Here is a 26916-nt window from a genome sequence, read left to right as displayed (position 1 = left end):
GGTTCACAGACGCCGCGCTGTATTCTTTCCGGGTGTGCCTGGCGTACAGAATGGAACAATTCTCGTGACCGAAACCGCTGATACACGCTACGCGCGCCTCTCCTCGCTGCCCCTGGCCCCGATCACGGCCGGGTCGGGGTTCTGGTCGTCGGCGCGTGCCGTGGTGGCACATCGGCAGCTGCTCGGGCTTCTGGTGCGCCGCGACATCAAGGCTCGGTACAAGGACAGCGTGCTCGGCCTTCTGTGGGTCCTGATCAACCCGATTGTTCAGCTCACGGTCTACTACGTCGTGATGGGACAGTTCCTCGGTGCGGCTCGCGGCATCCCTGACTTCGCGATCTACATCTTCTCCGGATTGACGGTCTACGCCTTCTTCTCCGAGATGCTCTCCGGATCGACCGGATCGATCGTCGGCAACTCGGGCCTGGTGAAGAAGGTCTACGTACCGCGCGAGATCTTCCCGCTGGCAAGCGCAGGGTCGGCGATGTTCACCTTCTGCGTGCAGCTGCTCGTTCTCATCACGGCATGCGTGGTCCTCGGTGCACCGCCGATCTCCGGCGGCATCGTGTATTTCCTGCCTGCCGTGGCGCTCATCGTCGTCTACGGGCTCGCCATCGGACTGCTGCTGTCGGCGCTGAACGTGTATCTGCGCGACGTGCAATACCTCACTCAGGTGGTCCTCATGCTGGCCATGTGGGCCTCCCCGATCGTGTACGCGTGGACGATGGTGAACTCCGTGTTCCAGCAGTTCCGGTTTCCCGGATGGCTGCTCGAGATCTACACGAACAGCCCGCTCACCTTGGCCGTCCTCGGCTTCCACCGGGCGTTCTGGGTCTCCGGGACCCCAGCGGACTATCCGCCGCATCTCGCGCTGCGGATGCTCGTCGCATTCGTGGTGGGTCTCATCCTTCTCTGGCTGTGTCAGCGTGTGTTCTCACGTCTGCAGGGCAACTTCGCGCAGGAGCTGTAATGGACGTCGTGGACATCGAACCTGGAACGGATCATCCCGAGATCGTCGTCGTGGACGACGTCTCCAAGCACTTCGTCATCCGGCGGGACAACTCGTTGAAGGAACGAGTGGTGACCTTCGGCCGCCAGGGCCGAGTGCACCGGCAGAAGTTCGACTCTCTCAAGAACGTGTCGTTCTCCATCCCTGCCGGTACCTCCATCGGCCTCATGGGGCCCAACGGATCCGGGAAGAGCACACTCCTGAAGATCATCGGCGGCATCATCGACCCCTCCTCCGGGTCTGTACGCCGGCGCGGCCGGATGGCTGCCCTCCTCGAGCTCGGCGCCGGCTTCCACCCCGACCTCTCCGGGCGGGACAACGTCTACCTGAACGCATCTATCCTCGGACTCTCACGGGCGGAGACCGACGCTCAGTTCGACAGCATCGTCGCCTTCGCCGAGATCGGCGATTTCATCGACACACAGGTGAAGTTCTACTCGTCTGGAATGTACGTGCGGTTGGCGTTCGCGGTAGCCATCCATACCGATCCCGACCTTCTGCTCGTCGACGAGGTGCTCGCGGTCGGCGACGAAGCATTCCAGCGCAAGTGCATGGACAAGATCCGACAGTTCCAGAACGAGGGTCGCACGATCATCCTCGTGTCGCACTCGGCGTCGCAGGTCATGGAAGTGTGCGACCGCGGCGTCGTACTTCACAACGGCGAGCTCGTTTTCGCGGGGACTGCAGCTGAGGCGACGAAGATCCACCGCGAAGTGCTCGAGGGCAAGCGCAAGGCGACCGCGGACGCGGCGGCGGAGAAGCCCGCCGAGAGCGAGTCGCCGAAGATCCTGAGCATCTCGCTCACCGATGAGCGCGGAGGGCACGTGCGCACCGCTCAGCCGGGGGACGACCTCATCGTCACGCTCCGTGTCTCACACCCTGCTGCGGCGGAGAAGTGGAACACCAGCATCAGCATCGATACACCGCACGGCCAGCAGGTGTTCGGAACGGGGACCAGGCGGATGGAACTCCCGCACGGTGCGGTCGCTCCGGGGGAGCACAGCGTGTCATATCGTCTTGCGGCCCCCGCGTTCGCTGGGGGGCAATACTTCATCAACGCTGAGGTCAGCGACGCGGAAGGTTCGCCGTCGGACGTGATGTGGCAGGGAGCCTCGTTCTTCGTGCCGCTCGAATTCCGTCAGACCGGGACCGTGCTCACATCTGCGAGCGTGGCCGTCGACTGAGTCGCGGGGTCGCGGCGGTCTACGCTCAGCGTCCCCGCCGTACCCACTCGAGCTGCGCGGCGAGCCCGGCCGTCAGATCGGTCGAGGCGCGCCAATCGAGGTCGCGAGCGATCGCGCTCGTGTCGGCGCTCGTCCGCTGCACGTCTCCGACGGCAGGAGCACTGCGCCGGACGTCGAGAGGCCGATTCACGAGCTTTTCGATGACGTCGAGCACATCGTTCACGGAGTGGCTGCCGCCGCCAGAAACGTTGTAGACCGAACCCGGCGACACCTCCGCTGTGGCGGCGCGTGCAACGGCCTCGACGATGTCGTCGACGAATGTGAAGTCGCGGGTCTGCTCGCCCGTGCCATAGACCGAGATCGGGTCGCCTTCGAGAGCGGCGGAGAGGAACCTCGTGAAAGCCATGTCGGGGCGCTGGCGCGGGCCGTAGACGGTGAAGAAGCGCAGCGACACTGTCGACAGGCCATGGTTCGCCGCGTAGAGGCGGCAAAGATGCTCGGCCGCCAACTTCGTGACGCCATACGGGCTACGCGGGCGCGGCTCCAGGTCTTCCCGGGTCGGATAGGCTTCCGCGTCCCCGTACACGGACGACGACGACGCGTAGACCACACGAGGCCGGGAGGAGGAGCGATGAACCGACTCGAGGAGTACCTGCGTCGCGGAGATGTTGGCGTCCACGTAGTCGGCGAAGCTGTCGCCCCATGATTTACGAACGCCGGGCTGACCAGCGAGATGGAACACGACGTCCGCGTCGGCGACGAGGTCGTCCAACGGCGCCGAGCGGATGTCGGCCTCGACGAACCTCGTGATCGCGTCGCCGGCCGAACGGATGTTGCGCTGTTTGAACTTCGGGTCGTAGTAGGTGCTCAGGTTGTCGAGCCCGGTAACCGTCCAGCCGGTCGCGTGCAGCTTCTCGGCGAGGGTGCTGCCGATGAACCCGGCGGCACCGGTGACCAGCGCTCTCAACGTGCGTCGCTTTCCATCAGCTCAGCTTACCCGGGGTGCGCTGTCGTTCCCGGGTGCGGGCGCCGCACTAGGCTGGTTTGGCCGGTGTGCCCGAGAACCGGCGAGAGAGGTCTGCGATGAAGGTCTGTGTCTACACGGTGTCGCTCGGGGGTTACGACCGCCTGCTCGATCAGCCGCCGGCCGCCGACAGCGAGGCTGATTTCATCTGCTTCACGGACGACCCGACGCTGACGTCGGACGTCTGGGAGGTCGTCCTCGTGGAGCCGCGTTTTCCGCGGGATCTGCACCGTAGCTCACGCGTCTTCAAAATCCTCGGGCACGAGCGGCTCGCCGCATATGACGTCACAGTGTGCATAGACGCGTCGGTTCAGCTGAGAGCGACCCCTGAACGACTTGTCGGCGACTGGCTGTCGGACGACGTTGACTTCGCTCTGGCTCCGCACAGCTTCCGCGACCGCGTGATCGACGAGTTCGACGAGGTGATCCGGCTGAACTACGACGACCCTGCACGTGTCTACGAACAGCTGAACGATTACGCGCTCTCGTACGTCGACGTGCTGGAGTCACGACCCCATTGGGGCGGAATCCTCGTACGACGCAACACCGCGCCCGTCGCCGCCGCGATGCGGCTCTGGTTCGATCACGTACTTCGCTACTCGCGACGAGATCAGCTCTCTCTCATGGTCGTTCTTCTGCACACCGACGTCCGTTGGCGAGCTGTCGACGTCGACAACTTCGAGTCCGACTACCACCGCTGGCCGGTCATCACCGAGCGAAAGATCGCGCTGGGGAAATCGCGCGGGGTCTCCCACGGGCCGATGCTTGCTGAGTTGCGTCGGTGCGCGCGCCGGGTCGAAGAGCTCGAAGGTGAGGTAGCGCGTCTCGATGCGACATCCGTCAGTGTCCTCGAGCGCACGGTCGCGGAGCTTCGTGACGAGATAGCGGACGGCACCGAGGTCCGGCGCCAGTTGGAGGCCCGCATCGAGGCGTATCAGCATCAAGTGTGGGAGCGTGACCTCATGCTCCGCGAGACCGACAGCATCGCCGGGGCCACGGCCGCAGTGCGCCGCAATGTGATCCGCCGCCTTCGCCGGTTCGCGAGGCGCTGACGTCAGATCGCGAACAGGGTTTCGAGGGCTCGACGGGTCGCTCGTTCGCTCGTGGCATCCTCGAGCTGACGCATGACATCAAGACCGTAGCGCCATTCCGCGGAGCCGAAAGCGTCGCGGACGCGATCGACTGCCGCTCCGATGTCACTTTGCGACGCGGGGGCGTCCACCCAGAACGGGTAGTCCTGCGGTAGCCACAGCTCCGGCTCGGGCTGGCCGCGTTGGATGAGAATGTTGGCGTGGCACGCGGCGGCCGTGAAGCCCTTCAAAAACGGTTTGTGATGGTCCAGAGCGCGAGAGCGCCGGATCGCGTAATGCACCGCGTAGGGCGGCAGATGTGAGAACCACGCCTGTGCCTCACGGGAGGTGTCCACCGGGTGCACGTCGACGACTGAAGCGATCGTCGCCGGAATAACGGTGTTCTGCAGTTCGCCGAAGTAGGCGATACGTGGGCGCTCACGTCGCGGGGCCGCGCTCATGGCTGCCGTCACGCGCGGGTCGACATGATGATTCACCAGCCGCACCCGTAAGTGGGGCCAGCGCTCCCGATAGGCCGAAAGTGCACTTCGGGATGCCGCCACGAGGGTGTCGGAGTCATCGATCAGTTCGTCGGGGATCGCTTCGTCGACCGGGTCGAAGAAGATGCGGTTACCTTTCCTCCGCCAGCGCTGAAGCAGCGCGGCGTCGGCCGTTCGCGCGGCGCCCTTGGTGAGGAAGAGATCGGAGTCCCGGAACTCGTCCTCCGCGGGCACGAATGACACCGACCGCTCGCTCAGAATGCTCGACCCGTTCGAGATGGTGGCTAGTTGCGATCCGCGCATGATCGTCGTCCCGGATGTCGCATGCTGCGGAGCGAAGACGAACCGAATCGGTCGGTGTCGCCACAGGTAAGCGCGCATCTCTCGATTGAACCATCCCTGCCATCGTCGCGTCATGCGGTCGCGACGCGGCGTAAACTCGTCGGGTGAGTCCCGCCGTCGTCGGCGCCCCCGGATCGCCGCGGCGCTACTTCCACTCTCTGTGGCTGCTGTCGGCGCGCGACCTGCGGGTGCGGTACTCCACGAGCGCCCTCGGGTACCTGTGGTCGGTCCTCGATCCCCTCGTCATGAGCGGGATCTACTGGTTCGTCTTCACGCAGGTCTTCCATCGGGACGTCGGCGAGAACCCGTACATCGTCTTCCTCATCACCGCGCTGCTGCCCTGGGTGTGGTTCAACTCGGCCGTCACCGACTTCACACGCGCGTTCAACAAGGACGCGCGACTGGTGCGATCGACCTCCATCCCTCGCTCGATCTGGGTGGGACGCATCGTCCTGAGCAAGGGGATCGAGTTCCTCTTCTCGCTCCCCGTCCTCGCCATGTTCGCGATCTTCGGTGGTGCGACGGTGAATGCGGCGCTTCTGCTCTTTCCCGTGGCCGTGGTGCTGCAGGTGATCCTGCTGCTGGGACTCGGGCTCATCGTCGCCCCGCTCTGCGTCCTCTGGGGCGATCTGGAGCGCACCACGCGGCTCGTCCTGCGCGCGCTCTTCTACGCGTCGCCGATCATCTACGGCGTTGCCGACCTGCCGGGAGTCTTCAAGGAGATCGGGGCGTTCAACCCGCTGGCGGGCATCTTCACGCTCTACCGCGTGGGGTTCTTCCCCGATCAGTGGGACACGCTGTCGGTGATCGTCGGGGCCGTCACCAGCATCCTGATCTTCGGGCTCGGCCTCCTCGTATTCTCACGCCTCGAGCGTCCGGTGCTGAAGGAGCTGTGATGACGGGACTCGCGATCGAGGTGCGTGACCTCGGCGTCCGCTTCCGCCGCAACCGGCGCGGACGACGCAACCTGAAGGACTTGTTCGGCGGTGCGTCCCGTCGCAGCAGGCCGGGCGAGTTCTGGGCGCTTCGCGATGTCTCGTTCTCGGTCGAGCCGGGCGAGTCGATCGGGGTCGTCGGGCGCAACGGGCAGGGGAAGTCCACGCTCCTCAAGCTCGTCGCCGGCGTCCTGCTGCCGGATGAGGGTCGTGTGGAGGTGCACGGCGGCGTCGCACCGCTCATCGAGATCACGGGCGGCTTCGTGGGCGACCTGACGGTCCGGGAGAACGTGCGCCTGACGGCGGGTCTGCACGGGATGTCGAAGGCCGAGGTCAGCCGCCGCTTCGACGACATCATCGAGTTCGCGGAGATCTCCGACTTCGTCGACACCCCGTACAAGCACCTCTCGAACGGCATGAAAGTGCGCCTGGCGTTCTCGGTGGTGTCGCAGCTGGACGAGCCGATCCTCCTCGTCGACGAAGTGCTCGCCGTCGGCGACCGCGCCTTCCGCGCGAAGTGCTACAAGCGCATCGATGAGCTCCTCGCCGAGGGGCGGACGCTCTTCTTCGTCAGCCACAACGAGAAGGACCTGCGACGTTTCTGCACGCGCGGCCTCTACCTCGACAAGGGCGCCCTGGTCCTCGACGGGCCGATCGGCGATGTCCTCGACCGGTACAACGCGGACCACAACGGCGAAGCCTGAGGCTCAGCGGCCAGACGGGTCGAAGATTCGCTCCCACGACTCGGGAGAGGTCAGCTGCCCCATTGCGCGACGATAGCGCCGCGATAGCTTCGGCCAGTCGCGCTTGAGCTGCGCGTGCAGGCGCACGCTCTCGCGCAGCATACGGCGGAAGGCCGCCCGGTCGCGGGTGTAGATGTTCTTTCCCGACCCGTCGGCGGCGCTCACGAGGGCGCTGTCGTACCGGGGGAGGCGCCACCACTGAGCATCGCCCTTGCCGAACTCGACCTCGGGCTGAGCGATGTTCTCGGGGCGGGGCGCGTGCAGCCAGTGCGACGCGAGGGTCGACAGCGTGAACCAGCGCAGCTTGAGTCCGGTGGGGCTGTCGAAGGTGTGGCGGGGCAGACGCTTGAAGACCTGGCGGCCCTTGCGCGAGCGCAGCGGTACGCCGGTGTCGCGGTGGATGACCGTCTCGGGGAACTCCTTCTGCAGTGCCCGCGCGGCGGGCATGGCGGTCGCGATCCCCGCGGCCATGTGCTCGGGCCCCGACAGGATGTCGCGCAGCGCGCGATGACGCAGCTCGACGGGGTAGTACTGCATCATCATGAGGTGCTTGAGGTCGAGCCGTCGGCTGTGGCGCAGCAGCGTGCCGCCGCGCGGGCTGTTCGAGTGCAGCAGTGCCGCGACGATCCGGTTGCGGGCGTGGAAGTAGGCCTGCCAGTCGATCGAGTCGTCCTTGCCGACCCACGACACGTGCCAGAGCGCGACGCCGGGCATCGAGACGGTGGGGAAGCCGGCGTCGCGGGCGCGCAGGCAGTATTCGGCGTCATCCCACTTGATGAAGGCGGGCAACGACAGTCCGATCCGGCGGATGACCTCCACCGGGATCAGGCACATCCACCAGCCGTTGTAGTCGGCGTCGAGCCGCATGTGCAGTTCGGGGGACTGCCGCAGGTTCGCGACCGAGAAGTCGTGCGGCATCTTCTCCTGCTGCAGCGTGCGCCACATGAACGGCTCGTCGTCGACGACCTCGGCCCAGGCGTGAAGCTTCGGACGATCGAGCAGGTCGAACATGTGGGCGCCGACGATCGTCGGCGTCGTCGCGTACCGACCGAAGACGATCGAGCGTCGGAGGGACTCGGGCTCGATGCGCACGTCGTCGTCGAGGAGCTGCACGAAATCGCTCTCCGGGCGCTGCAGGGTCTCGTGCATCGCGCGAGCGAAACCGCCGGAGCCGCCGAGGTTGGGCTGCGTCACGATCTGGAGCGTCTCGCCGAGGCTGTCGGCGACGTCGGCGAAGTCAGGCTGAGCGTCGACGCGGTCGGTTCCCTGGTCGATGAGGAAGATGCGATCGACCAGCTCGAGCACGTCGGGCGCCGCATCGAGGGCGCGGAGGGTCGCGACGCAGTAGTCGGGCTTGTTGTAGGTCGTGATTCCGAGCGAGGCCTTGCCCGACCGGGCCGGTTCCTGCTCGGTCGTCCATTCCGCCCCGAGGAACCGGGCGTCCTCGCGGTCGGCTGCGATGTCGAACCAGATCCATCCGCCGTCGCTGTACTGGTTGAGGGTGAGGTCGAAGGTGCTCGTCGCCTCACCGGTGACCTCGCGGGTCTCCAGGCGCTGGCGGGTTCCGCCGCCGTTGGATCGGTAGACGAGGACCGTGGCCGGACCCTCGGTGCGCACCGTGAGGGTCACCTCGCGGACCGGGGTCCAGTGCTGCCAGTACGACGCGGGGAAGGCGTTGAAGTACGTTCCGAACGACACGCGCCGTCCGCCCACGATGCGCGCCTCCGAGCGGCCGAGGATGTTCGACAGCTGGGCCCGTGACGAGACGCGCACCGGTTCCTCGTCGATCTCGGTCCACGTCTCGGGGTCGACGTAGAGGGGAAGGAGGTCGGGGTCGTGCTCGAGCGGGAGCACGGCGCGCTGCAGCAGGTGAGGCATGGTCTGTCTTTCGTCAGGGACGGGCCGGCTGGTCGGTCAGCGGCTGCATCGGCTGCCAGCTACGGTCGCGTGCGATGCGTCGACCGTCGCGGAGGCCGCGGAAGAGGTTGGAGGTGCCGCGCACGGTGCGCTCGACGAGGAAGAGCCGGATGAGCTCCTTGCCGAAGGTCAGCGTCGTCCCGAGACCGAACAGCACCGGGTTGTAGACGCCCTTCGTCCGGTAGTACTGCTTGATGTGCGCCCGGTTGCGCATGATGTAGTACCGGTAGGCGTTGCTCGAGGCGTTCATGTGGCGGATGCCCATGTCCCACTGGCGGATCTCACGCGTGCGGCGCAGGACGAACTCGTCGACGATGACCGACGTCGTGATGCGCGACGCGAGCCACCCGTAGAGCTGATCGTCCCAGTAGATGAAGAAGCGCGGATCGGGCAGGCCGATGCGGGCGACGATGTCGCGGTGGATGAACATCCCCTCGAAGCATCCGGAGTTCATCTCCTTGTAGCCCGACTCGCCGAATCCGGCGGGGGCGAAGGGGATCGGGATGCCCATGCGCTCGGCGATGCGGTACTGCCAGTAGAACTCGCTGCCGTCGTAGTCGTACCGGCGACCCTGGATGCTGCGGAACCGCGGCGCCCAGCGGCCCATCTTCTCGAGCCCGTCCGGAAGCACCTCGACGTCGTCGTCCATGAGCCAGATCCACTCGGAGCCCAGCTCGTACGCCACGCGCACGCCCTCGCTGAATCCGCCGGAGCCGCCCGTGTTCGTCTCGAGTCGCCGGTACTCGAGCTGCGTCCCGAGCCGATCGCGGAACGACTCGACGACGGAGGTCGTGTCGTCGGTCGACGCGTTGTCGACGATCACCACGTGGCCGGGCTTCGGATCCATGCGGACAATGCTCTCGAGCAGCCGCGACAGGAGCGCGGAGCGGTTGAAAGTGACGATGGCGATGGTGGCCGATGTCGGGTCGAAAACCTGCGCGCTCACCGGCCCGATCCTACCGTGCGATGCCGTGCGTTCCCGTCGAGGTGTCGTCGGGCAGTCCGCCGGCGGGCGATGCCGGCCGCGCGGTGTCCCGGATGTTCTCTCGCCAGGATCTGGATTGCCCGGCCCGCAGGGCGCAGAGGACGAGCATCAGCCAGCCGTAGCCGTGGAGGGGGAAGCTTTCGAACAGGGCGTCGACGAGCACCGTCACGAGGATGAGCGGCGTCCAGGCGTAGAGGATCGACCGACGCTCGCTCGCGACGAGCCAGGCGCGTCCCAAAGCCAGGCCGGCGAACGCGATGAAGATGAGGAGACCGACCCACCCGAGCTGCAGGACGACGTCGACGTAGGCGTTCAGCGCCGAGGTGTGGCGATCCCCGAGCGCGAAGTTGATCGCGTTGAAGGGGAAGTCCGTCCGCGACCACGTGCCGAACCAGCCCCACCCGCGCACGGGCTCGACCCGGACGAACGAGGCGATCTGATCCCAGAGCTCGGCGCGGATCGAGAAGTCGGTGCCTGCTCCGATCCAGGCGATGATGCGTTCGCGGAAGAGATACCCGACCAGCGCACCGACGACGACGGTCGCGCCGAGGACGGACTGCACCGTCCGCCGCAGTCCGCGGCGCGTGCGCCGGACGAGGCCGAGCGCCGCCGTCGCGATCCCCGTGGCGACGGCGAGGACGAGGACGGTGGGGGAGTCCGAGAGTGCGGCGAGCAGCGCGGCCAGCACCGCCGAGAAGAGCGAGACGCCGGTGCGCACCGACACCGTCCGCCATTCGATGTAGAAGGTGATCAGCGCCAGGACCGCGATGAAGCCGAGCGAGTTGCGGGTGCCGAAGATGCCCTGAACCGGTCCGAGGACGGCGATGTCGCCTTCGATGCCGAGGAAGGTGAACGGCATGTCGAAGAAGACGCCCGAGAGCAGCTCGAGCGCCAGCGACAGCACCAGGAGCACGCGGAACACGTCGGCCAGCGCCCGGACCGTCTGCAGCGTGTCGCGGGTGTTCGCGATGACGACGGCGAGGAACGCGATCGACGCGAGCGAGAGCCATCCACCGAGGGTGCCGGAGGCATCGGTGGTCCAGGTGATGCTCGCCAGCGCCCAGCCGAGGAAGACCACGAGGGTCGACGGGATCAGCCGCACGAGCGTGAACTCGCGACGGCGGACGAGGAGCACGGCCGCCCCGACGACGCACAGCCCCGCGATCACGGTGAGCCAGGTGACCCGGCCCGCCGTCCGCTCGACGAGGTGCTGCGCGAAGACCGCGGCGATCGCGGTGTGGGCGAAGGCCTGCGCGAAGGCGGCCGAGTCGAGGGTGCGGACGATCCACGACGTGGACAGCGCCGGCGGAGTCCTCACGCCGCGCCTTCCACGGGCGCGCCGCGCTCGATCGGGGCTCCGCCTTCGAGCGGCCACGCGGCGGCCAGGGTGGACCGACGCCGCACGGGCGTGCCGCGCACGGAGGCGGGGGCCTGCTTGATCGCGAAGGCGAGCATGACGAGCAGGAACCAGCCCCAGTTGAGCAGCGGCGACGACTCGGTGATGCTCTGGACGAGCAGGATCGTCGCGACGAGCGCGGGGATGAGCAGCAGACGCGACCGCGGCTCCCGTGCGTCGCCGGGGCGGGGGATGCGGCCGAGCGCGAGGAACCAGGCACGCCAGGTGAACGCGCCGAGGGCGACGGCGAACAGGAGCACCCCGACGATGCCCAGCTGCATCGCGACGTCGAACCAGGTGCTGTGCGCCTGCATCACCGTGACGCCCCGGTCCACGATCCACCCGTCGAAGAACGGGTCGGTGGGCACCCACGGCACCGAGTAGCCCCAGCCGATGATCGGGCTCTCCGCGAAGCGCTCGCCCACGGTCGCCCAGATCTCCTTGCGGCCGCTCAGATCGGAGGAGCGGCCCAGCATCTCGAAGAGGGCTTCCCGCGCGATCCACAGCGTCGTGATGAGGGCGACCCCCGTGACGGTGAAGACGATGTAGAGGATGCGGCGGGTCCGTGCCGTGCGCGCGCGACGCATCAGCAGCACCACGACGATGACGATCGCGATCGCGATCGCGCACATCGCCGCCGTGGCGGACGAGCCGCGCCAGAAGCAGAATGCGGCCAGCAGCGTCCAGGCCACGAGCGGTCCGCGCCGGCCGGCCCGGGTGTTGATCTGCAGCCCGAACACGACGAGCCCGAGGAGCGCGATGTAGGCGAGGGAGTTGGCGTTGCCGAAGATCCCCTGGATGCGGTCGTCCGTGAACAGCTTGTCGCGCGACCAGAACATGATGGGGTCGCCGGTGAAGTCGGGCCCCGGGCGGACGAATCCCGGCAGGATCGGCCCCTGCCAGATGAGCGAGACCCACAGTTCGAAGGCGATCGAGAGGGCCAGCATCCACTTCACCGCCGCGGCGATCGCCTCGATGATCTGGCGCCCCGTGAGGACGGAGGCGACGAAGATCGCCTGCGCCGTCGTGGCCAGCAGCAGCGCGAGCGTCATCGCGGTCGCGCGCGGCCATTCCGTCCACAGCAGTGAGAGCACCGCCCACGCGACGTAGGCCAGGGCGAACCAGGGAAGCCGCCGCCACCGGCGGCGGGGGCGCTGGATCAGCCAGATCGCCGCCGACACGGCGGTCGTGACCGCCACGACGACGGCCGAACCGCCGACGCCGACCGCCATGAGCCATGCCGTTCCGGCCATCGACGAGGCGATGACCAGGGTGCACCACGCGCGCACGAGCCGCAGAGGGAGGCGCCGGGGTGCCGGGGTCGCCGACGCGTCCGTTCCGGATCCCCCACGCGTATGACTGGCCATGATGCTCTCAGATTAGCCGGAGGCCCCTGAGAGCACTCATGCGTGGCGGACCGCCTCCCGCTGCTCGGGCAGGCGGTCGCCCTGCTCCGCGTCGAGACGCTGCTCGGCCGGCCCCCGCCCGACCAGCGGGGCCTGCTTGATCTTGAACGCGAACAGGATGATGAGGAACCAGCCCCAGTTCAGCAGCGGAGCCGATTCGGCGAGGCCCTGGACGAGCAGGATCGTCGCGACGAGCGAGGGGACGAGCGTCAGGGCGCTGTACGGCCGATCCGCGACGAGGTCCCAGCGGGGGCGGTCGACCGCGAAGAACCACGAGCGCCATACGAAGGCCAGCAGCGCCAGACCGATGAGGGCGACACCGACGAAGCCGAGCTGCAGGGCGACATCGAGCCACATGTTGTGCGCCTGCATCACGCTCACACCGTGGTCGACGATCCAGCCGTCGAAGGCCGGATCCGAGGGCACCCAGGGGGTCGAGTAGCCCCACCCGATCACGGGGCGCTCGGCGATGCGCTCGCCGACGGCATCCCAGATCCGTTGCCGGCCCGTCAGATCGGAGGACCGTCCGAGCAGCCCGAAGACCGTGTCGCGGGCGAGCCAGACGGCCCCGCCGCCGATCCCGGCGACGGCCGCGTACATGAGGTAGAACCGCGTGCGCTCGCCGGGCCGCCGGGCCGTGCGCATCAGCAGGATCGTCACGAGGACGACCGCCACGGCGACGGCGCAGAGGAACGCGGTCGCCGACGACGCGCGCCAGAAGAGGAACAGCGCGAGAACGGTCCACAGGCCGAGAAGGAACCGTCGCGGTGCCCCGGAGGCGATCCGCACGACGAAGACGATGATCGCCAGGAGCGCGATGTAGGCGAGGGGGTTGGCGTTTCCGAAGATCCCCTGCAGCCGGCCCCCGTTGAAGAGGTTGTCGCGCGACCAGAGGGTGATGGCGTGGCCCGCGTAATCGTCGCCCGGACGCACGAAGCCCGGGAGGATGTCGCCGCGCCAGATGAGCGCGACCCACAGCTCGAAGACGATCGAGAGCCCGAGCATCCATTTGAGCGCCGCCGCGACCGCGCGCAGGATCTCGCGCCATGTCAGCACCGCCCCGACGAACATCGCCTGCACCGTCGTCGATACGAGCAGGAGCAGCGTCAGCTCCGTCGCGCCCAGCCACGCCGACCACAGCATCGAAGCCACCGCCCACGCGACGTAGGCCAGCGCGAACCACGGCAGCCGGCGCCACTGCACGCGCGGTCGCAACGACACCCACAGGATCACCGACACGATGCCGGTTCCGACGACGACGACCGCCGCGCCGGCCGAACCGAACGCCATCAACCAGCTCGTGCCGGCCATGGATGCGGCGATGACGAAGACGCACCAGGCGCGGAGCAGAAGGTGGCCGGTGGTCTCGCGCGCGGGAGCCGTGGGCGGCGCCGAGACGGGATGTCGGGAGTAGACGGCCATGGTGCAGACAGGCTACCGCGGCGTCGCCCTTCGGCATCTGGTCCCTCGGTGCTGCGTCCTAGGCTGGGTCCGTGCTGATTCCGATCTCGAACATCGCCAGAGACTACGCATGGGGCTCCGAGACGCTCATCGCCGAGCTTCAGGGGCGGGAGCCCTCGGGGACCCCCGAAGCGGAGATCTGGTTCGGCGACCACCCGGGCAGCCCGTCGCGCGTTGACGACGGCACCGGACGCCCGCTGAACCTCGCCCTGTCCGAGGCGGGGATTCCGCCCCTGCCGTATCTGTTGAAGATCCTCGCCGCGGCGACGTCGCTGTCGATCCAGGCGCACCCGTCCCGGGAGCAGGCGGCCGCCGGATTCGCGCGGGAGGAGGCGGCGGGGATCCCCCGGGATGCCGCCCACCGGCTGTACCGCGACGAGAACCACAAGCCCGAGATCATCGTGGCCCTGTCGGAGAGCTTCCGCGCGCTGGTCGGGCTGCGGCCCATCGCCGACACGCAGCGTCTGCTCGCGTCGCTGGGCGCGGCCGGCGGTGTCGGCGCGCTGTCGGCCGCACTCACGCCGACCGACGCCGAGGACGAGCCCGCCGCACTGCGCCGGGTCATCGGCTGGGCGCTCTCGGGTGAGGCACCGGATGTCGTGACCGACCTCGCCGCCGCGCTGGAGCGCTCCGCGGGCGACGCTGCGGACGCATCGGACTTCGCGGCCGAACGGCGCGTCCTCCGCGAGATCGCGGTGGCGTTCCCCGGCGATGCCGGCCTCATCGTGGCGACGCTCATGAACCTCGTCGAGCTGCGGCGGGGAGAAGCGCTCTTCGCTCCGGCCGGCGTTCTTCACGCGTATCAGGACGGCCTCGGCGTCGAGCTGATGGCGGCCAGCGACAACGTGCTCCGCGGGGGGCTGACCCCCAAGCACGTCGACGTGCCGGAGCTGCTGCGGGTGGTCAGCACCGAGAGCGGTCCCGCGCCGGTCGTCGAGCCGGTCGAGGTCGCTCCCGGCGTCTTCGGCTACGACGTCGGCGTGCCGGATTTCCGCCTTGCGCGCGTCGAGACGACCTTCGAAGCGGTCACCGAGATCGCGCTCGCCGGACCGGCCGTCGTGCTCGTGACCGGCGGTGACATCGTCGTCGAAGCGGACGGCGAGCGCCTGGAGCTCGTTCCCGGCACGGCGGCCGTCGTCTCGGCGGCGTCGGTCGCGATCGGCGGCGCCGGGGAGGCGTTCGTCGCCCAGCCGGGTGGCGAGTGAGCCGCGACACGCCGATGGATCGTCGCGAAGCTTAAACATGCGCTTGAGGGTTTACGATCCGCGACTTGACCCGAGGGAATGACACGGGTGTAATTAATGCGAGACACGCGGCTCGCGTGCCGGCCGGCGAGGAGGGAACACGATATGACGGCATACCGTTCGGGCGTTCCCGACAACTGGTTCGTCGACCCGGTCAACCTGGGGGTCCCCGGAGTGCGGCGGGTCGATGCCGACGGCGATGACAACGCCCTTGCCTGGCAGACCGACGCGCTGTGCGCGCAGACCGATCCCGAGGCGTTCTTCCCCGAGAAGGGCGGCTCGACCCGTGACGCCAAGCGCATCTGCACCTCGTGCGACGTGCGGGGGGAGTGCCTCGAGTACGCCCTGCAGAACGATGAGCGCTTCGGCATCTGGGGCGGTCTCAGCGAGCGCGAGCGCCGCAAGCTGAAGCGTCGCGCGGTCTGACGAGGGACGGCGACCGCCTCCACCGATATCCGCGAACCGCCCGGCTGCTGCCGGGGGCGCTCAGAATCGCCGCCTAGGCTTGCTCCGTCATGCCCGCCCGTGTTCACGCGCTCCTGGTCGTGCGTCCCGACGGACGCACGCCGGCGGCCTTCCATCTCACGCGCACGCTCGCCGCGCTGCGCGATCAGACGCGCGCCGTCGACGCGCTCACGATCGTGCTGTGCGGCGGGGACCAACGCCTGCGCACCCTCGCCGAGGAATCGGGCGCGGAAGCGGTGATCTCAGCGCCCTCGCGCACGGGTTTCGCCGCGGCGCTCCGGCTCGCGTCGCGACGCCTCGACGGTGACGCCGTCTGGTTGCTGGCTCAGGACGTCGCGCCGGAACCGGAGGCGCTGCAGCGCCTCGCCGCCGCCCTCGAGACGGCCCCGTCCGTCGCCATCGCCGTCCCCAAGCTCGTCGAGTGGGACGACAACACCCGCATCGTCTCCCTCGGACGTTCCATGACGAGGTTCGGTGCCGCGGTCGGGCTCGCCGACGGTGAGCACGACCAGGGGCAGCACGACGGCACGGACGACGTCCTCGGCGGCGATGTGCGCGGCATCCTCGTCCACACGGCGGCGTGGCGCGAGCTCGAGGGGCTCGACGAAGCGCTGGCCGGAGCGGACGAGGGGCTCGACCTCGGTGTCCGTGTACGCCTCGCCGGCGGTCGTGTCGTGCTCGCGCCCGGCGCGCGCATCGCCGTGGCCCACGACGGCGTGGCCGGTCCGCCCGCACCGCGGACGACCGGCGCGCGCGCTCGTACCGCCCACGCCGCGCGTGTCGCGCAGCTGCACCGGAGGCTGGTCTACGCCCCGCCGCCGGCGGTCGTGCTGCACTGGCTCACGCTGCTGCCGCTCGCGCTCTGGCGCAGCATCCTCCATCTGGTCGGCAAGCGGCCCGCGCGGATCGGCCCCGAATGGTCAGCGGCCGCGACGGTGATGGTGCGTCTGCCGGCGGTGGCCCGGGCGCGACGTCGCATCGCGCGTCACCGGCGCGCATCGTGGTCGCAGCTGGCGTCTCTGCGGGTGAGCTCGCGCGTCATGCGCCAGCGGCTCATCGAGGACCAGCCCGCCGGCGACGGTCCCCGCCGCACGGAGCTCGGGTTCTTCTCCGGAGGCGGCGCCTGGGCCGTGCTCGCGGCGCTCGCGGTGTCGATCGCGTCGATGCCCGCCGCGCTGAGCTGGCCCTCGATCGGCGGGGGAGCGCTCGCTCCGCTCGCCGCCAATGCCGCCCGCGCCTGGTCGGAAGCGACGGGTGCGCAGCGTCCGCTCGGCTGGGATGCCGTCGGGCCGGCCGACCCGTTCAGCGCGGTCCTCGCCGTGCTCGCATCGTTCTCACCCGCCGACCCGTCGCGTGCGCTGGTGGTGCTGTGGCTGCTCGCACTACCGCTGGCGGTGCTCGGCGGCTGGTTCGCGGCGACCCGCATCACCGAACGCCCGGTCCTGCGCATCGTCGGGGCGGTGACATGGGCCCTCGCGCCGATGTTCCTCGTGGCGCTCGGTGACGGGCGACCGGCAGCCGTCATCGTCCACCTCGTGCTGCCCTGGTTGGCGTTCGCCGCGGCCGCGGCGCACCGGTCGTGGGGCAACGCCGGCACGGCTTCCATCCTGCTCGCCGTGGTGCTGGCATGCTCTCCCGTGCTCGCGGCGCCCGTCGTGGTCATCTGGGTGTTCGCCGTCGTGCTGTCGATGGTCCTCCGCGGCCGGCGCGCAGCGTTCCGGTGGCTCTGGATCATCGTCCCCTCGCTGGCGCTGTCGTCGCCGCTCGTCTTCGCGCGGCTCCGCGCAGGCGACCCCTGGTCGCTCCTGGCCGACCCGGGCGTGCCGTGGAGTGGCCCGCGGTTCGCCGATGACGTCCTTGGCCGGTTCCTGCTCGCGGCGGGCTTCCCCGCCGACGCGGGCTGGGCCGCCTTCACGGGTGCCTCAGGCGCCCTGTGGTGGCTCATCCTGTTCACGGCGCCGCTGCTCGCTCTGGCTCTCGCCGCCGCGGTGTCGGCTCGGCGATTCGTCGGGGTCGTCCTCCTCGCCGTCGCCGGCCTCGGCGTGGCGACCGCCTTCGCCGCGGCCGGGGTGGCCGTCGTCATCGACGGCACGACCGCGATAGCGCTGTGGCCGGGTGCGGCGCTCAGCCTCGCCTGGATCGGAGTCGCCGGCGGGGCGCTGCTGACGCTCGACAGCGTCGTGCCGGTCCGCATCGTCCGCACCGCGGCCGCGGGGCTCGCTGTGGCGGGGCTCGTCGTCGCGGCCGTTCCGATGCTGACCGCCCACGCGCGGGAAGCGTCGGTCGTCGGTCGCGGTGCGACGAGCACGCTCCCCGCGTTCGTCGCCGCGGAGGGGGCGAACTCGCCGGGGCTCGGCACGATCGTCCTCACGCCGACAGACGAGGGCGTCGCCGTGGATGTCGTGTGGGGTGGCAGTGCGACGCTCGGCGGTCAGTCGACGCTCGTGACCGCGCGCACCGAACTGACCGATGCCGACCGGGAGGCTGCCCAGGTCGCCGCCGACCTGGTCGCCGACACCGCGAACGACGTCGTCGCGCAGCTGCGAGACCACGGGGTCGCGTTCATCCTGCTCGCGTCGTCCGGCGAGGACGAATCGGCCACGGCCCGCAGCACGCGGCTCGCGGCGGCGACGGCCCTCGGCAGCCGAGACGGGCTCGACGCCGTCGGGTCGACGGACAAGGGCGAGCTGTGGCGCCTGTCGGGCGACGTGGCTCCCCGCGCCGACGCGTCGGTGCCGGCCCGCGCCGTGGCGTCGGCCGCCTGGAGCGGCATCGCTGCGGTGTTCGCGATCGCCCTCCTCCTGTCACTGCCCACGCGCGGCAGCCGGTCGGCCTCGCGAGCGGCACCGCGCCTGGTGGGCATCCGACCGCTTCGCCGGAGGGACCGATGAACACGCGAACCGCACTCGTGACCCGTCTCGCCGCGGGAGCGGTGGCCGCCGTCGTCGTCGGAGGCGGCGTCGTCGTCGCCGCTGCGGCGCCGTGGCCGACCCTCGCCCGCGAGCCGATGTCGCTCGACGTGGTACCCGAGGCGGCGCGCTCGATCGCGGCGTGCGACGGCCCGCTCCTCGCTCTCGGCCGCGATGCGGCGGCGGCGGGCGCGATCACTGCGGCGGCGCCCTCGACCGTCGTCTCGGCCGCGGACGGCGGCGACCCGACCTCGTACACGCTCGCGACACCCGACCGCGCCGACGAGGGCGCACCGCCCGCTGCGTTCTCGGCGGAGCCGACGGGCGGGGTCCCGACGGATCTCGGCGCCGCCTCGTCGGCGTCGCTCGATGACCCGGACCTGCGCGGCCTGGCCGTCTCGGCCTGCACCCGGCCCGCGATGGAGTCGTGGCTCGTGGGCGGTTCGGCTGCGACGGGCGCGAGCGACCTCGTCCTCCTGACGAACCCCGGGGATGTGGCGGCGACCGTCGACCTGCGCGTTTTCGGCGCCGACGGGGCTCAGGACCCCGTCGCGGGACGGGACGTCGTCGTCGCCGCCCGCTCCCAGCGCGCCATCCCCCTCGCGGCGCTCCGCCGCGGTGAGCAGAGCCCCGTCGTGCAGGTCACGGCCCAGGGCGCACCGGTGCGGGCATCCCTGCAGTCCGCACTCACGCGCACGCTCATCGCCGGCGGCGTCGACCAGGTGGGAGCGAGCGCTCTTCCCGCGACGCAGCAGGTCATTCCTGCGGTCGACGTCACCGTCGGGCCCGACTCGGTCGCCTCAGCCGGCGGGCTGTCGGTGCGCCTCATGGCCACGGCGGTCGACACCCTGGCGAGCGTGACGGTCCGCTCCGTCGCCGACGGGAGCGTGGTGTCGCAGCAGGACGCGATCGCGCTCGCCGCGGGGCGCCCGCTCGAGCTCGAGGTCACGGGCATGCCCGTCGGTGACTACACCGTGACCGCGACCGCGCCCGACCCGCTCGTGGCGGCGGCATGGACCTCGACCGATCAGGCGACTCCGGCCGACTTCGCCTGGGCCGTCGGCGCCCCCCTCGTCGACGCGCCGACCCTCGTCGCCGTCGCTCCGGGCCCCGGGCCCACGCTGACGCTCACTGCGGACCAGGAGACCGTCGCGACTCTGACACCCGTGTCCGGCGGGACCTCTCAGACGGTGCAGCTGGCCGCGGGGCAGTCGCAGACCATCGATGTCGCGGCGGGGACCGTCTACCGCCTCGACCCCGGCGCCGGCGGCATCCGCGGTTCCGTCGGCTTCTCGGGCGCTGGGCAGCTCGGGACCTATCCCGTGACAGGTTCGGCCGCAGCAGCGGCCGAACTCACCGTGTATCCCTGACCTGCCGGTCAGAGGAAGCGGAACCGGTCGGGCCCGAGGTCCCAGGGGTCGCGGTCGAGATACTCGGCCGCCGCACGGAAGACGCAGCTCTCCACCATCATCCGGCGGTGCAGATCGTCGTTGCGGTGCAGCCGGTTCAGGCGCTCGATCGGCAGCCGGTACAGCACGATCCGCTTCTCGGCGGCGAAGACCTGCCAACGCGGGATGCCGTCCTCGTCACTGGCCGCGGGCATCCCGGCGACCTCGAAGCGGACCTCCCGCAGCTCCGGCCAGGCGCTGCGCAGGAACTCGGCGGCCGTGCCCACGGAGAGATCGAACCGCTCGGAGCGGGTCTCGAGGGGCGGGAGGGGCGGCCGGACGACGGGGCTCCGGTCATCGCGGCCGTGACGGCCGTGGCGCGACGGCCGGTTCCGCCGGGGCGGCACGGGTCGGGAACGACGCCGGATCATGAGGCCATCCTATGCGGCGCGAGATGCGGCACCGGCGCGGCATCCGATCATGGGGCATCTGCGGCGTTACCGTGGACGGGATGCGCGAAAGACTGTGTTCGAAGGTGGGCTGCGCCCGCGAGGCCGTGACGACCCTGACCTTCGACTACGGCGACCAGATGGCGGCGCTCGGACCGCTGGGCGGCGGAACCGACCCGCACGCGCACGACCTGTGCGCGATCCACACCGAACGCCTCTCGGTGCCGAAGGGCTGGGTCGTCATCCGCCACGAGACGCTTCGCGTCTGACGGGGAAGCCGCGCGGCGTCTCGAGAGCCGCGCCGACGAGGGCACGGGCCCGCTCGTCGATCCGCAGGATCGCGGCGTACTCGCGGTCGCGCCGGACCGCGACGACCGCGCGGACGAGCGTCTCGGGATCCGTCTGCGGCAGAGGCGAGACGAAGGGGGCGACCTCGGCGGCGATCATCGACGCGGAGCGCAGTCGTGCCGCCGGTTCCATGCCCTCGGCCGAACGAGCGAACTGGGATGCTCGTCGGGCGACGCGATCGGGCAGGCGCGCCACGTCGGCGACTTCTGCCCATTCCCGCAGCTCGGTCGGGACCGGTCCGGCGGGCGGCGGGAGGCGCGGAGCCCGTGTGCGCTCGCAGTAGGTGCCGGCGACCATGTCGCCCAGGCGAGTCGAACGCGGGGTGAAGGCGGCGACCACTCCGGCGAGTGCGCCGAAGGTGAACCAGATCTCCAGGACCCCGACGAGAGCGCGGATGAACGCCTGGCGGAATCCGGTCGCCCCGCCGTCGGTGCGCACGATGCGGCCGCCGACGGCGAGCTTGCCCAGGCTGCGGCCGTGGGAGAGGGTCTCGACCGCGGTCGGGATGACGACGAGCACGAGGACGAGGGCCGACACGACGAGGATCCCCGACAGGCTCTCGAGCCCGAGCCCACCGACCACGAAGCCGCCGACGAAGAAGAACAGCAGCAGAAGCGCGATGCCGCAGAGGATGTCGATGAGCGCGCCGAGGGCGCGGAGGAAGAAGCCCAGCGGCTGAACGTCGAGCGCGACCGCCTCGCCGGTGAGGATCTCGTCCTGGCGAATCTGCACCGGGGGAGCGGGCGTGGTCATGGGTACAGTTAAGCAAATGGACCTCGACGCCCTGGTCGCCGCGCGTCGCGCCGAGTGGGATCGGCTCGATGCGCTCGGTCGCGCGCGCCGACTGTCGAGCGACGAGGTCGACGAGCTGGTGACGCGTTACCGGGCCGCATCCGCCGACCTCGCCGACATCAAGACCTCCGCGGGCCGCAGTGTCGAGGGTGACCGGCTCTCGATGATCCTGTCGCGCGCTCGGCTGCGGCTGACCGGAGCCCCCGAGAACGTGCTCCGGCAGCTGCCCCGCTTCTTCGTGCACCAGTTGCCGGCCGCTCTCTACCGCGTGCGCTGGACGACGCTCGCTGTCGCCGTCGCCTTCGTCGTGATCAGCTCGCTCGTCGCGTTCTGGGTCTCGGGCGATCCCGCCGCAGTAGCGGCCCTCGGGTCGCAGGCGCAGCTCGAGCAGTACGCGAAGAACGACTTCACGGCCTACTACAGCGAGAACCCCGCGGCGGTGTTCGCGGGCACCGTGTGGACGAACAACGCCTGGATCGCCGCCCAGTGCGTGCTGTTCGGGATCACCGGCCTGTGGCCCGTGATGGTGCTCATGCAGAACGCGGTGAGCATCGGTCAGGCGGCGGCTATCCTCATCTCCTTCGACCGCGGTGACGTATTCCTGCTGCACATCGCGCCGCACGGACTGCTCGAGCTGACCTGCATCTTCGTCGCCGGGGCGACGGGACTCCACATCTTCTGGGCCTGGATCGCCCCCGGCAGGCGCAGCCGAGGCGAGGCGCTCGCCGCGGCTGGACGCTCCCTCGCGACGGTTGCGATCGGCCTGATCCTCGCCCTCGCGCTCTCCGGTCTCGTCGAGGGGTTCGTGACACGTCAACCCTGGCCGTGGCCGATCAAGATCGGGATCGGCGCGCTGGCCCTCGCGGTGTTCCTCGCTTACATGCTGGGCCTGGGGCGCATGGCGGCACGCCGGGGCGAGACCGGCGACCTCACCGAGTACGAGGCCGGGACCCCGCGTCTCGTCGCGGGCTGAGACGCGCGTTCACCCCGGCTTAATTTGATCTGATCAAAAATGCGGGATACGATCGGGGCATGACGATCGTGACCGCTCCCGAGGCCATCCGGGCCTTCGGTCTGCGTGTGACCGAGTCCCGCTCCGCCGTCTACGCCGCTCTGCACGCGCGGCCCCACGCCAGCGCCGACGAGGTCTATGCGGCCGTCGCCGAGCGGATGCCGCAGACCAGTCGGCAGTCGGTGTACAACGCCCTCAATGACTTCGCCGACGCCGGTCTCGCACGCCGCATCGAACCCGCCGGTCGCTCCATGCTGTTCGAGCTGCGCGTCGGCGACAACCACCACCACCTCGTCTGCACCGAGTGCGGCCGTGTTGAAGACGTCGACTGCGCCGTCGGGCACACGCCGTGCCTGCACCCGTCCGACGACCACGGCTTCGAGGTCGCCTCGGCCGAGGTGACCTACTGGGGGCGGTGTGCGGCGTGCGCCGCATCCGCGGCCCCGGCGGCATCCTGACCTTCTCTCTCTCCCGAAAACCCCCAACGGAAGGATCCCCATGAGCGATCGCGACCAGCAGTCCGCGCCCATCGGCGAGGACGTGACCGACACCGATCAGGCGGTCACCCCCATCGACACACCCGAAGACGAGCGCGCCGACGGCGAGACCCGGCCGCGCTCCAACGACGCCGGCGGCTGCCCCGTCATCCACGGCGGCGACCAGGGACAGGGGCAGGGCCACGGGTCGCACGGCGGACAGCCCCACCCGACGGTCGGCAACGCCAACCACGTCTGGTGGCCGAACCAGCTCAACCTGCGCATCCTGAAGAAGAACCCCGCCGTGGCCAACCCGGTCGGCGAGGACTTCGACTACAAGGCCGCGTTCGAGTCGCTCGACCTCGCCGCCGTGAAGAAGGACATCGAAGAGGTCCTCACCACCTCGCAGGACTGGTGGCCGGCCGACTTCGGTCACTACGGCCCGCTCATGATCCGGATGGCCTGGCACTCCGCGGGAACCTACCGCGTCACCGACGGCCGTGGCGGCGGTGGGGCCGGCCAGCAGCGCTTCGCCCCCCTGAACAGCTGGCCCGACAACGTCAACCTCGACAAGGCCCGGCGCCTGCTGTGGCCCGTCAAGAAGAAGTACGGCCAGTCGATCTCGTGGGCCGACCTCATGATCCTCGCCGGCAACGTCGCGCTGGAGTCCATGGGCTTCTCGACCTTCGGCTACGCCGGCGGCCGTCCCGACGTCTGGGAACCGGACGACGACGTGTACTGGGGCCCCGAGACGACGTGGCTCGCGGACGAGCGCTACTCCGGCGACCGCGACCTCGAGAAGCCCCTCGCCGCCGTGCAGATGGGCCTCATCTACGTCAACCCCGAGGGCCCGAACGGCGAGCCCGACCCGCTGAAGTCGGCGCGTGACATCCGTGAGACGTTCGGCCGCATGGGCATGAACGACGAGGAGACGGTCGCCCTCATCGCCGGCGGTCACACCTTCGGCAAGACCCACGGCGCGGCACCCGACTCGAACCTCGAGGACAACCCCGAGGCCGCGGGCGTCGAGATGCAGGGCCTGGGGTGGAAGAACAACTTCGGCACCGGCCACGGCGACGACACCATCACGTCGGGGCTCGAGGTCACCTGGACCTACCACCCCACCCGCTGGGACAACGAGTTCTTCCACATCCTCTACGCCTACGACTGGGAGCTCATGCGCAGCCCCGGCGGCGGACACCAGTGGCGTCCGGTCAACGGTGCCGGCGCCGACATGGTGCCGCTCGCGCACTCGGACGGCCGCCGCGAGCCGCGCATGCTCACGAGCGACCTCGCGCTGCGGATGGACCCCGCCTACGACGCGGTCTCGCGCCGTTTCAAGGACGACCCGGTCGCCTTCGGCGACGCGTTCGCCCGCGCCTGGTTCAAGCTCACGCACCGTGACATGGGCCCCATTGCGCGCTACCTCGGCCCCGAGGTCCCGCAGGAGGAACTCATCTGGCAGGACCCGGTTCCGGCCGTCGACCACGAGCTGATCGACGATGCGGATGCCGCCGACCTGAAGGCCCGCATCCTCGCCACCGACCTGACCGTGAGCGAGCTCGTCTCGACGACGTGGGCTGCGGCCTCGACGTTCCGAGGCAGCGACAAGCGCGGCGGCGTCAACGGCGCCCGCATCCGTCTCGCCCCGCAGAAGGACTGGGAAGCCAACAACCCGGCCCAGCTGCAGCGCGTGCTCGGTGTGCTCGAGAGCGTGCAGGCGTCGTTCAACGACGGCCGTACCGACGGCAAGAAGGTCTCCCTGGCCGACCTCCTCGTGCTGGCGGGCAACGCCGGTGTCGAGAAGGCCGCGCGCGACGGCGGTGTCGAGGTGACGGTTCCCTTCCGTCCCGGCCGCACCGACGCCACCGCGGAGCAGACCGACGAGCTGTCGTTCAGCCACCTCGAGCCGGTCGCGGACGGGTTCCGCAACTACTACGGCCCGAACGCGTTCCTGCCGGCGGAGCACCACCTCATCGACAAGGCGAACCTGCTGACGCTGAGCGCGCCCGAGATGACCGTGCTCGTCGGTGGCCTCCGCGCCTTGGGCGCGAACTACGACGGGTCGTCCTTCGGCGTGTTCACCGAGCGCCCGGGCGTGCTGACGAACGACGTGTTCGTCAAGCTGCTCGACCTCGGCGCCACGTGGAAGCCGCTCGACCCCGGGTCGCACGCCTTCCGCGGAGTGAACGCCGACGGGTCGGAGATCGGCATCGGCACGCGCGTCGACCTGCTGTTCAGCTCCAACTCCGAGCTCCGCGCCATCGCCGAGGTGTATGCCTCGGATGACGCGAGCGAGAAGTTCGTGCGCGACTTCGTCGCCGCCTGGACCAAGGTCACCGAGCTCGACCGCTTCGACCTGCGCTGACCCGCAGCATCCCTGCGAAGGCCCGTCCCGATTCCCGGGGCGGGCCTTCGCCGTTGCTGCGGGGGTGGGCGAGGGCTGTGGGGTCTGGGTTGGCAGTTGTTGCCCCTTCTGGGGCTGGGTGCGGGCGTGAGCTGCCAGGTGGGCTCGGGGCGCGGGTCGGCGCGGCAACTGATGCCGCTCTCAGCGGGGCGTCAGAGGCGGCCGGCGGCCTTCAGAGCGAGGTAGTGGTCGGCGACGGCGGGCGGCAGAGCCTCGGGGGTCGCGCTGAGGGCTTCGCCCCCGGCCCGGCGGATCGCGCCCGCGACCAGTTCGGCGTCGCGGGTCGCGTGCGCGATCGCCGCCTCGCGGTAGACGTCCTCCGCGGTGCGCTGCACGGGCGCCGGCTCGGGTGCGTCCTGCGCCGAGCCGACGAGGACCGTGGTGCGTTCGGTGAGCGAAGGCAGGGCTCCGAGGAAGCCGCGGGCGGCGTCGGGGGCGTCCTGCGCCGTCAGCAGCACCACGAGCGAGGGCCGCGAGGTCAGGGCACGGACTTCCGTGAGCACGGTGTTCCAGTCGGTGTCGATGAGCGTCGGCTCGACCGGCGCCATCGCGTCGACGAGGGCGGGCAGAAGCCGCGGCCCGTCGATGCCCGTGACCCGCGCGCGCCGCGCACGGTCGAACATGAGCAGATGCACGTGGTCGCCCGCGCGCGCGGCGAGAGCGCTGAGCAGCAGCGCCGATTCCATCGCGGCATCCAGCCGCACACCGTCACCCACGCGCGACGCGCTCGTCCGGCCCGTGTCGATGACGATCACGACGTGGCGGTCGCGTTCCGGACGCCAGGTGCGCAGCATCGTCGTTCCCGCGCGGGCGGTCGCGCGCCAGTCGATGGAACGGACGTCGTCGCCCCGGACGTACTCGCGGAGGCTGTCGAACTCGGTTCCACGCCCGCGCACCTGAACGCTCGTGTTGCCGTCGAGCTCGCGCAGCCGGGCGAGCCGCGACGGCAGATGCCGGCGCGAGGCGAACGGGGGCAGAACGCGCAGGGCACCCGGGGCGGAGATGACCCGCTGCCTCCCGGCGAGGCCCAGGGGACCGCGACTGCGCAGCGCGACGAACGCCGACCGCAGCTCGCCCCGGCGCCGCGGGACGAGCGGCATCGGCACGGCTCTGCGCTCGCCGGCCGGGATGTCGACGGCGGCTCGCGCGTCGCCGGCCCCGGCGGTCGGCTGCCATCCGTCCCGGAGGTTCCCGCGGATGCGGCGGGTGCCGCGATTGCGCAGCAGCAGTGTCGTCTCGACCGGTTCGCCGGCCCGTGCGCGGGAGGGGATGCGCCGCTCGATCTCGACGGCGCGCAGCGGCCCCGCGAGCACGAGGTCGACGGCGGCGAGGATGAGGCAGAGCCCGAGCCACGCGAGCGCGGTCCACGCCGCGTTCAGCCCCGCGGCGGGAGCGAGCACGACGGGCACGACGCCGAGGGCGACGAGCAGCACGAACAGGCCGGAGAGGTACAC

23 protein-coding genes are annotated in these 26916 nt (G+C 70.0%); 13 read left to right on the top strand and 10 right to left on the bottom strand.

Going from position 1 to position 26916, the window contains the following annotated elements; all coding sequences use genetic code 11:
• Nucleotides 1-64 precede the first annotated feature (64 nt).
• Together CI089_RS02700 and CI089_RS02695 are read left to right on the top strand one after the other, a co-directional pair.
• Nucleotides 65-970 (top strand): ABC transporter permease, encoded by a 906-nt coding sequence (locus tag CI089_RS02700; protein ID WP_256977407.1) that lies wholly within the window; start codon nucleotides 65-67, stop codon nucleotides 968-970.
• Nucleotides 970-2193, top strand: a complete 1224-nt coding sequence (locus CI089_RS02695; RefSeq protein ID WP_094260145.1) for an ABC transporter ATP-binding protein — start codon at nucleotides 970-972, stop codon at nucleotides 2191-2193. The genes CI089_RS02700 and CI089_RS02695 overlap by 1 nt, the downstream gene beginning before the upstream one ends.
• A 25-nt stretch (nucleotides 2194-2218) precedes the next feature.
• Here the strand turns inward: CI089_RS02695 and CI089_RS02690 are convergent, their stop codons facing one another.
• Nucleotides 2219-3160 carry an NAD-dependent epimerase/dehydratase family protein gene (locus CI089_RS02690; RefSeq protein ID WP_094260144.1) on the bottom strand — a complete coding sequence of 314 codons (942 nt, stop codon included), beginning with the start codon at nucleotides 3158-3160 and terminating at the stop codon, nucleotides 2219-2221.
• An 86-nt stretch (nucleotides 3161-3246) separates the two neighbouring features.
• On the opposite strand from CI089_RS02690, the gene CI089_RS02685 reads away from it, so the two are divergent.
• Nucleotides 3247-4269 (top strand): glycosyltransferase domain-containing protein, encoded by a 1023-nt coding sequence (locus CI089_RS02685; RefSeq protein WP_143738854.1) that lies wholly within the window; start codon nucleotides 3247-3249, stop codon nucleotides 4267-4269.
• Nucleotides 4270-4271: 2 nt separating this feature from the next.
• Here the strand turns inward: CI089_RS02685 and CI089_RS02680 are convergent, their stop codons facing one another.
• Nucleotides 4272-5168, bottom strand: coding sequence for a hypothetical protein (locus tag CI089_RS02680; protein WP_094260142.1), 897 nt, complete (start codon nucleotides 5166-5168; stop codon nucleotides 4272-4274).
• 65 nt (nucleotides 5169-5233) lie between these two features.
• Between CI089_RS02680 and CI089_RS02675 the strand changes: the two genes are divergently transcribed.
• Together CI089_RS02675 and CI089_RS02670 are read left to right on the top strand one after the other, a co-directional pair.
• A complete protein-coding gene (locus CI089_RS02675; protein WP_094260141.1) occupies nucleotides 5234-6025 on the top strand; it encodes an ABC transporter permease in 792 nt (263 codons plus the stop codon).
• Nucleotides 6025-6768 carry an ABC transporter ATP-binding protein gene (locus tag CI089_RS02670; RefSeq protein ID WP_094260140.1) on the top strand — a complete coding sequence of 248 codons (744 nt, stop codon included), beginning with the start codon at nucleotides 6025-6027 and terminating at the stop codon, nucleotides 6766-6768. Before CI089_RS02675 ends, CI089_RS02670 begins: the two co-directional genes overlap by 1 nt.
• 3 nt (nucleotides 6769-6771) lie before the next feature.
• Here CI089_RS02670 and CI089_RS02665 read toward each other — a convergent pair whose 3' ends face one another.
• The 5 genes from CI089_RS02665 to CI089_RS02645 are packed head-to-tail and all read right to left on the bottom strand — an operon-like array spanning nucleotide 6772 to nucleotide 13933.
• Nucleotides 6772-8685 carry a glycosyltransferase gene (locus tag CI089_RS02665; RefSeq protein ID WP_094260139.1) on the bottom strand — a complete coding sequence of 638 codons (1914 nt, stop codon included), beginning with the start codon at nucleotides 8683-8685 and terminating at the stop codon, nucleotides 6772-6774.
• A gap of 13 nt (nucleotides 8686-8698) precedes the next feature.
• The gene (locus tag CI089_RS02660) at nucleotides 8699-9670 is read right to left on the bottom strand and encodes a glycosyltransferase (protein WP_256977402.1); all 972 of its coding nucleotides are present in this window, start codon (nucleotides 9668-9670) and stop codon (nucleotides 8699-8701) included.
• A gap of 10 nt (nucleotides 9671-9680) precedes the next feature.
• Nucleotides 9681-11027 carry an O-antigen ligase family protein gene (locus CI089_RS02655; RefSeq protein ID WP_179223208.1) on the bottom strand — a complete coding sequence of 449 codons (1347 nt, stop codon included), beginning with the start codon at nucleotides 11025-11027 and terminating at the stop codon, nucleotides 9681-9683.
• Nucleotides 11024-12472: an O-antigen ligase family protein gene (locus CI089_RS02650; protein WP_094260137.1), complete on the bottom strand. Its 1449-nt coding sequence runs from the start codon at nucleotides 12470-12472 to the stop codon at nucleotides 11024-11026. The genes CI089_RS02655 and CI089_RS02650 overlap by 4 nt, the downstream gene beginning before the upstream one ends.
• A 36-nt stretch (nucleotides 12473-12508) precedes the next feature.
• The gene (locus tag CI089_RS02645; protein ID WP_094260136.1) at nucleotides 12509-13933 is read right to left on the bottom strand and encodes an O-antigen ligase family protein; all 1425 of its coding nucleotides are present in this window, start codon (nucleotides 13931-13933) and stop codon (nucleotides 12509-12511) included.
• A gap of 71 nt (nucleotides 13934-14004) precedes the next feature.
• Between CI089_RS02645 and manA the strand changes: the two genes are divergently transcribed.
• From manA to CI089_RS02625, 4 genes are all read left to right on the top strand, one after another.
• Nucleotides 14005-15177 carry a mannose-6-phosphate isomerase, class I gene (manA, locus tag CI089_RS02640; protein WP_094260135.1) on the top strand — a complete coding sequence of 391 codons (1173 nt, stop codon included), beginning with the start codon at nucleotides 14005-14007 and terminating at the stop codon, nucleotides 15175-15177.
• 144 nt (nucleotides 15178-15321) lie between these two features.
• Nucleotides 15322-15642 carry a WhiB family transcriptional regulator gene (locus CI089_RS02635; RefSeq protein WP_094260134.1) on the top strand — a complete coding sequence of 107 codons (321 nt, stop codon included), beginning with the start codon at nucleotides 15322-15324 and terminating at the stop codon, nucleotides 15640-15642.
• An 89-nt stretch (nucleotides 15643-15731) separates the two neighbouring features.
• The gene (locus CI089_RS02630; RefSeq protein ID WP_094260133.1) at nucleotides 15732-18572 is read left to right on the top strand and encodes a glycosyltransferase; all 2841 of its coding nucleotides are present in this window, start codon (nucleotides 15732-15734) and stop codon (nucleotides 18570-18572) included.
• A complete protein-coding gene (locus CI089_RS02625) occupies nucleotides 18569-19960 on the top strand; it encodes a DUF5719 family protein (RefSeq protein ID WP_094260132.1) in 1392 nt (463 codons plus the stop codon). The genes CI089_RS02630 and CI089_RS02625 overlap by 4 nt, the downstream gene beginning before the upstream one ends.
• A gap of 8 nt (nucleotides 19961-19968) precedes the next feature.
• Here the strand turns inward: CI089_RS02625 and CI089_RS02620 are convergent, their stop codons facing one another.
• Complete coding sequence (locus CI089_RS02620; RefSeq protein ID WP_023955399.1) at nucleotides 19969-20409, bottom strand: metallopeptidase family protein; 441 nt, start codon at nucleotides 20407-20409, stop codon at nucleotides 19969-19971.
• 80 nt (nucleotides 20410-20489) lie between these two features.
• Here CI089_RS02620 and CI089_RS02615 point away from each other — a divergent pair, with 80 nt between their 5' ends.
• Complete coding sequence (locus tag CI089_RS02615) at nucleotides 20490-20696, top strand: DUF3499 family protein (RefSeq protein ID WP_036305938.1); 207 nt, start codon at nucleotides 20490-20492, stop codon at nucleotides 20694-20696.
• Here CI089_RS02615 and CI089_RS02610 read toward each other — a convergent pair.
• Nucleotides 20668-21528, bottom strand: a complete 861-nt coding sequence (locus CI089_RS02610) for an RDD family protein (RefSeq protein ID WP_094260131.1) — start codon at nucleotides 21526-21528, stop codon at nucleotides 20668-20670. The genes CI089_RS02615 and CI089_RS02610 overlap by 29 nt on opposite strands.
• Nucleotides 21529-21544: 16 nt before the next feature.
• On the opposite strand from CI089_RS02610, the gene CI089_RS02605 reads away from it, so the two are divergent.
• Genes CI089_RS02605 through katG form a run of 3 tightly spaced genes read left to right on the top strand, consistent with a single transcriptional unit; the run spans nucleotide 21545 to nucleotide 25423 of the window.
• Nucleotides 21545-22540, top strand: coding sequence for a stage II sporulation protein M (locus tag CI089_RS02605; RefSeq protein ID WP_094260130.1), 996 nt, complete (start codon nucleotides 21545-21547; stop codon nucleotides 22538-22540).
• Between the two features lie 59 nt (nucleotides 22541-22599).
• Nucleotides 22600-23037: a Fur family transcriptional regulator gene (locus tag CI089_RS02600; protein WP_094260129.1), complete on the top strand. Its 438-nt coding sequence runs from the start codon at nucleotides 22600-22602 to the stop codon at nucleotides 23035-23037.
• A 40-nt stretch (nucleotides 23038-23077) separates the two neighbouring features.
• Complete coding sequence (gene katG, locus CI089_RS02595; protein WP_094260128.1) at nucleotides 23078-25423, top strand: catalase/peroxidase HPI; 2346 nt, start codon at nucleotides 23078-23080, stop codon at nucleotides 25421-25423.
• Nucleotides 25424-25614: 191 nt separating this feature from the next.
• Here the strand turns inward: katG and CI089_RS02590 are convergent, their stop codons facing one another.
• Nucleotides 25615-26916 carry a DUF58 domain-containing protein gene (locus tag CI089_RS02590; RefSeq protein ID WP_094260127.1) on the bottom strand — a complete coding sequence of 434 codons (1302 nt, stop codon included), beginning with the start codon at nucleotides 26914-26916 and terminating at the stop codon, nucleotides 25615-25617.

The sequence above is a fragment of the Microbacterium sp. Yaish 1 genome (assembly GCF_002245215.1).
GTDB lineage: Bacteria > Actinomycetota > Actinomycetes > Actinomycetales > Microbacteriaceae > Microbacterium.
This window is presented reverse-complemented; position numbering and strand designations above follow the sequence as displayed.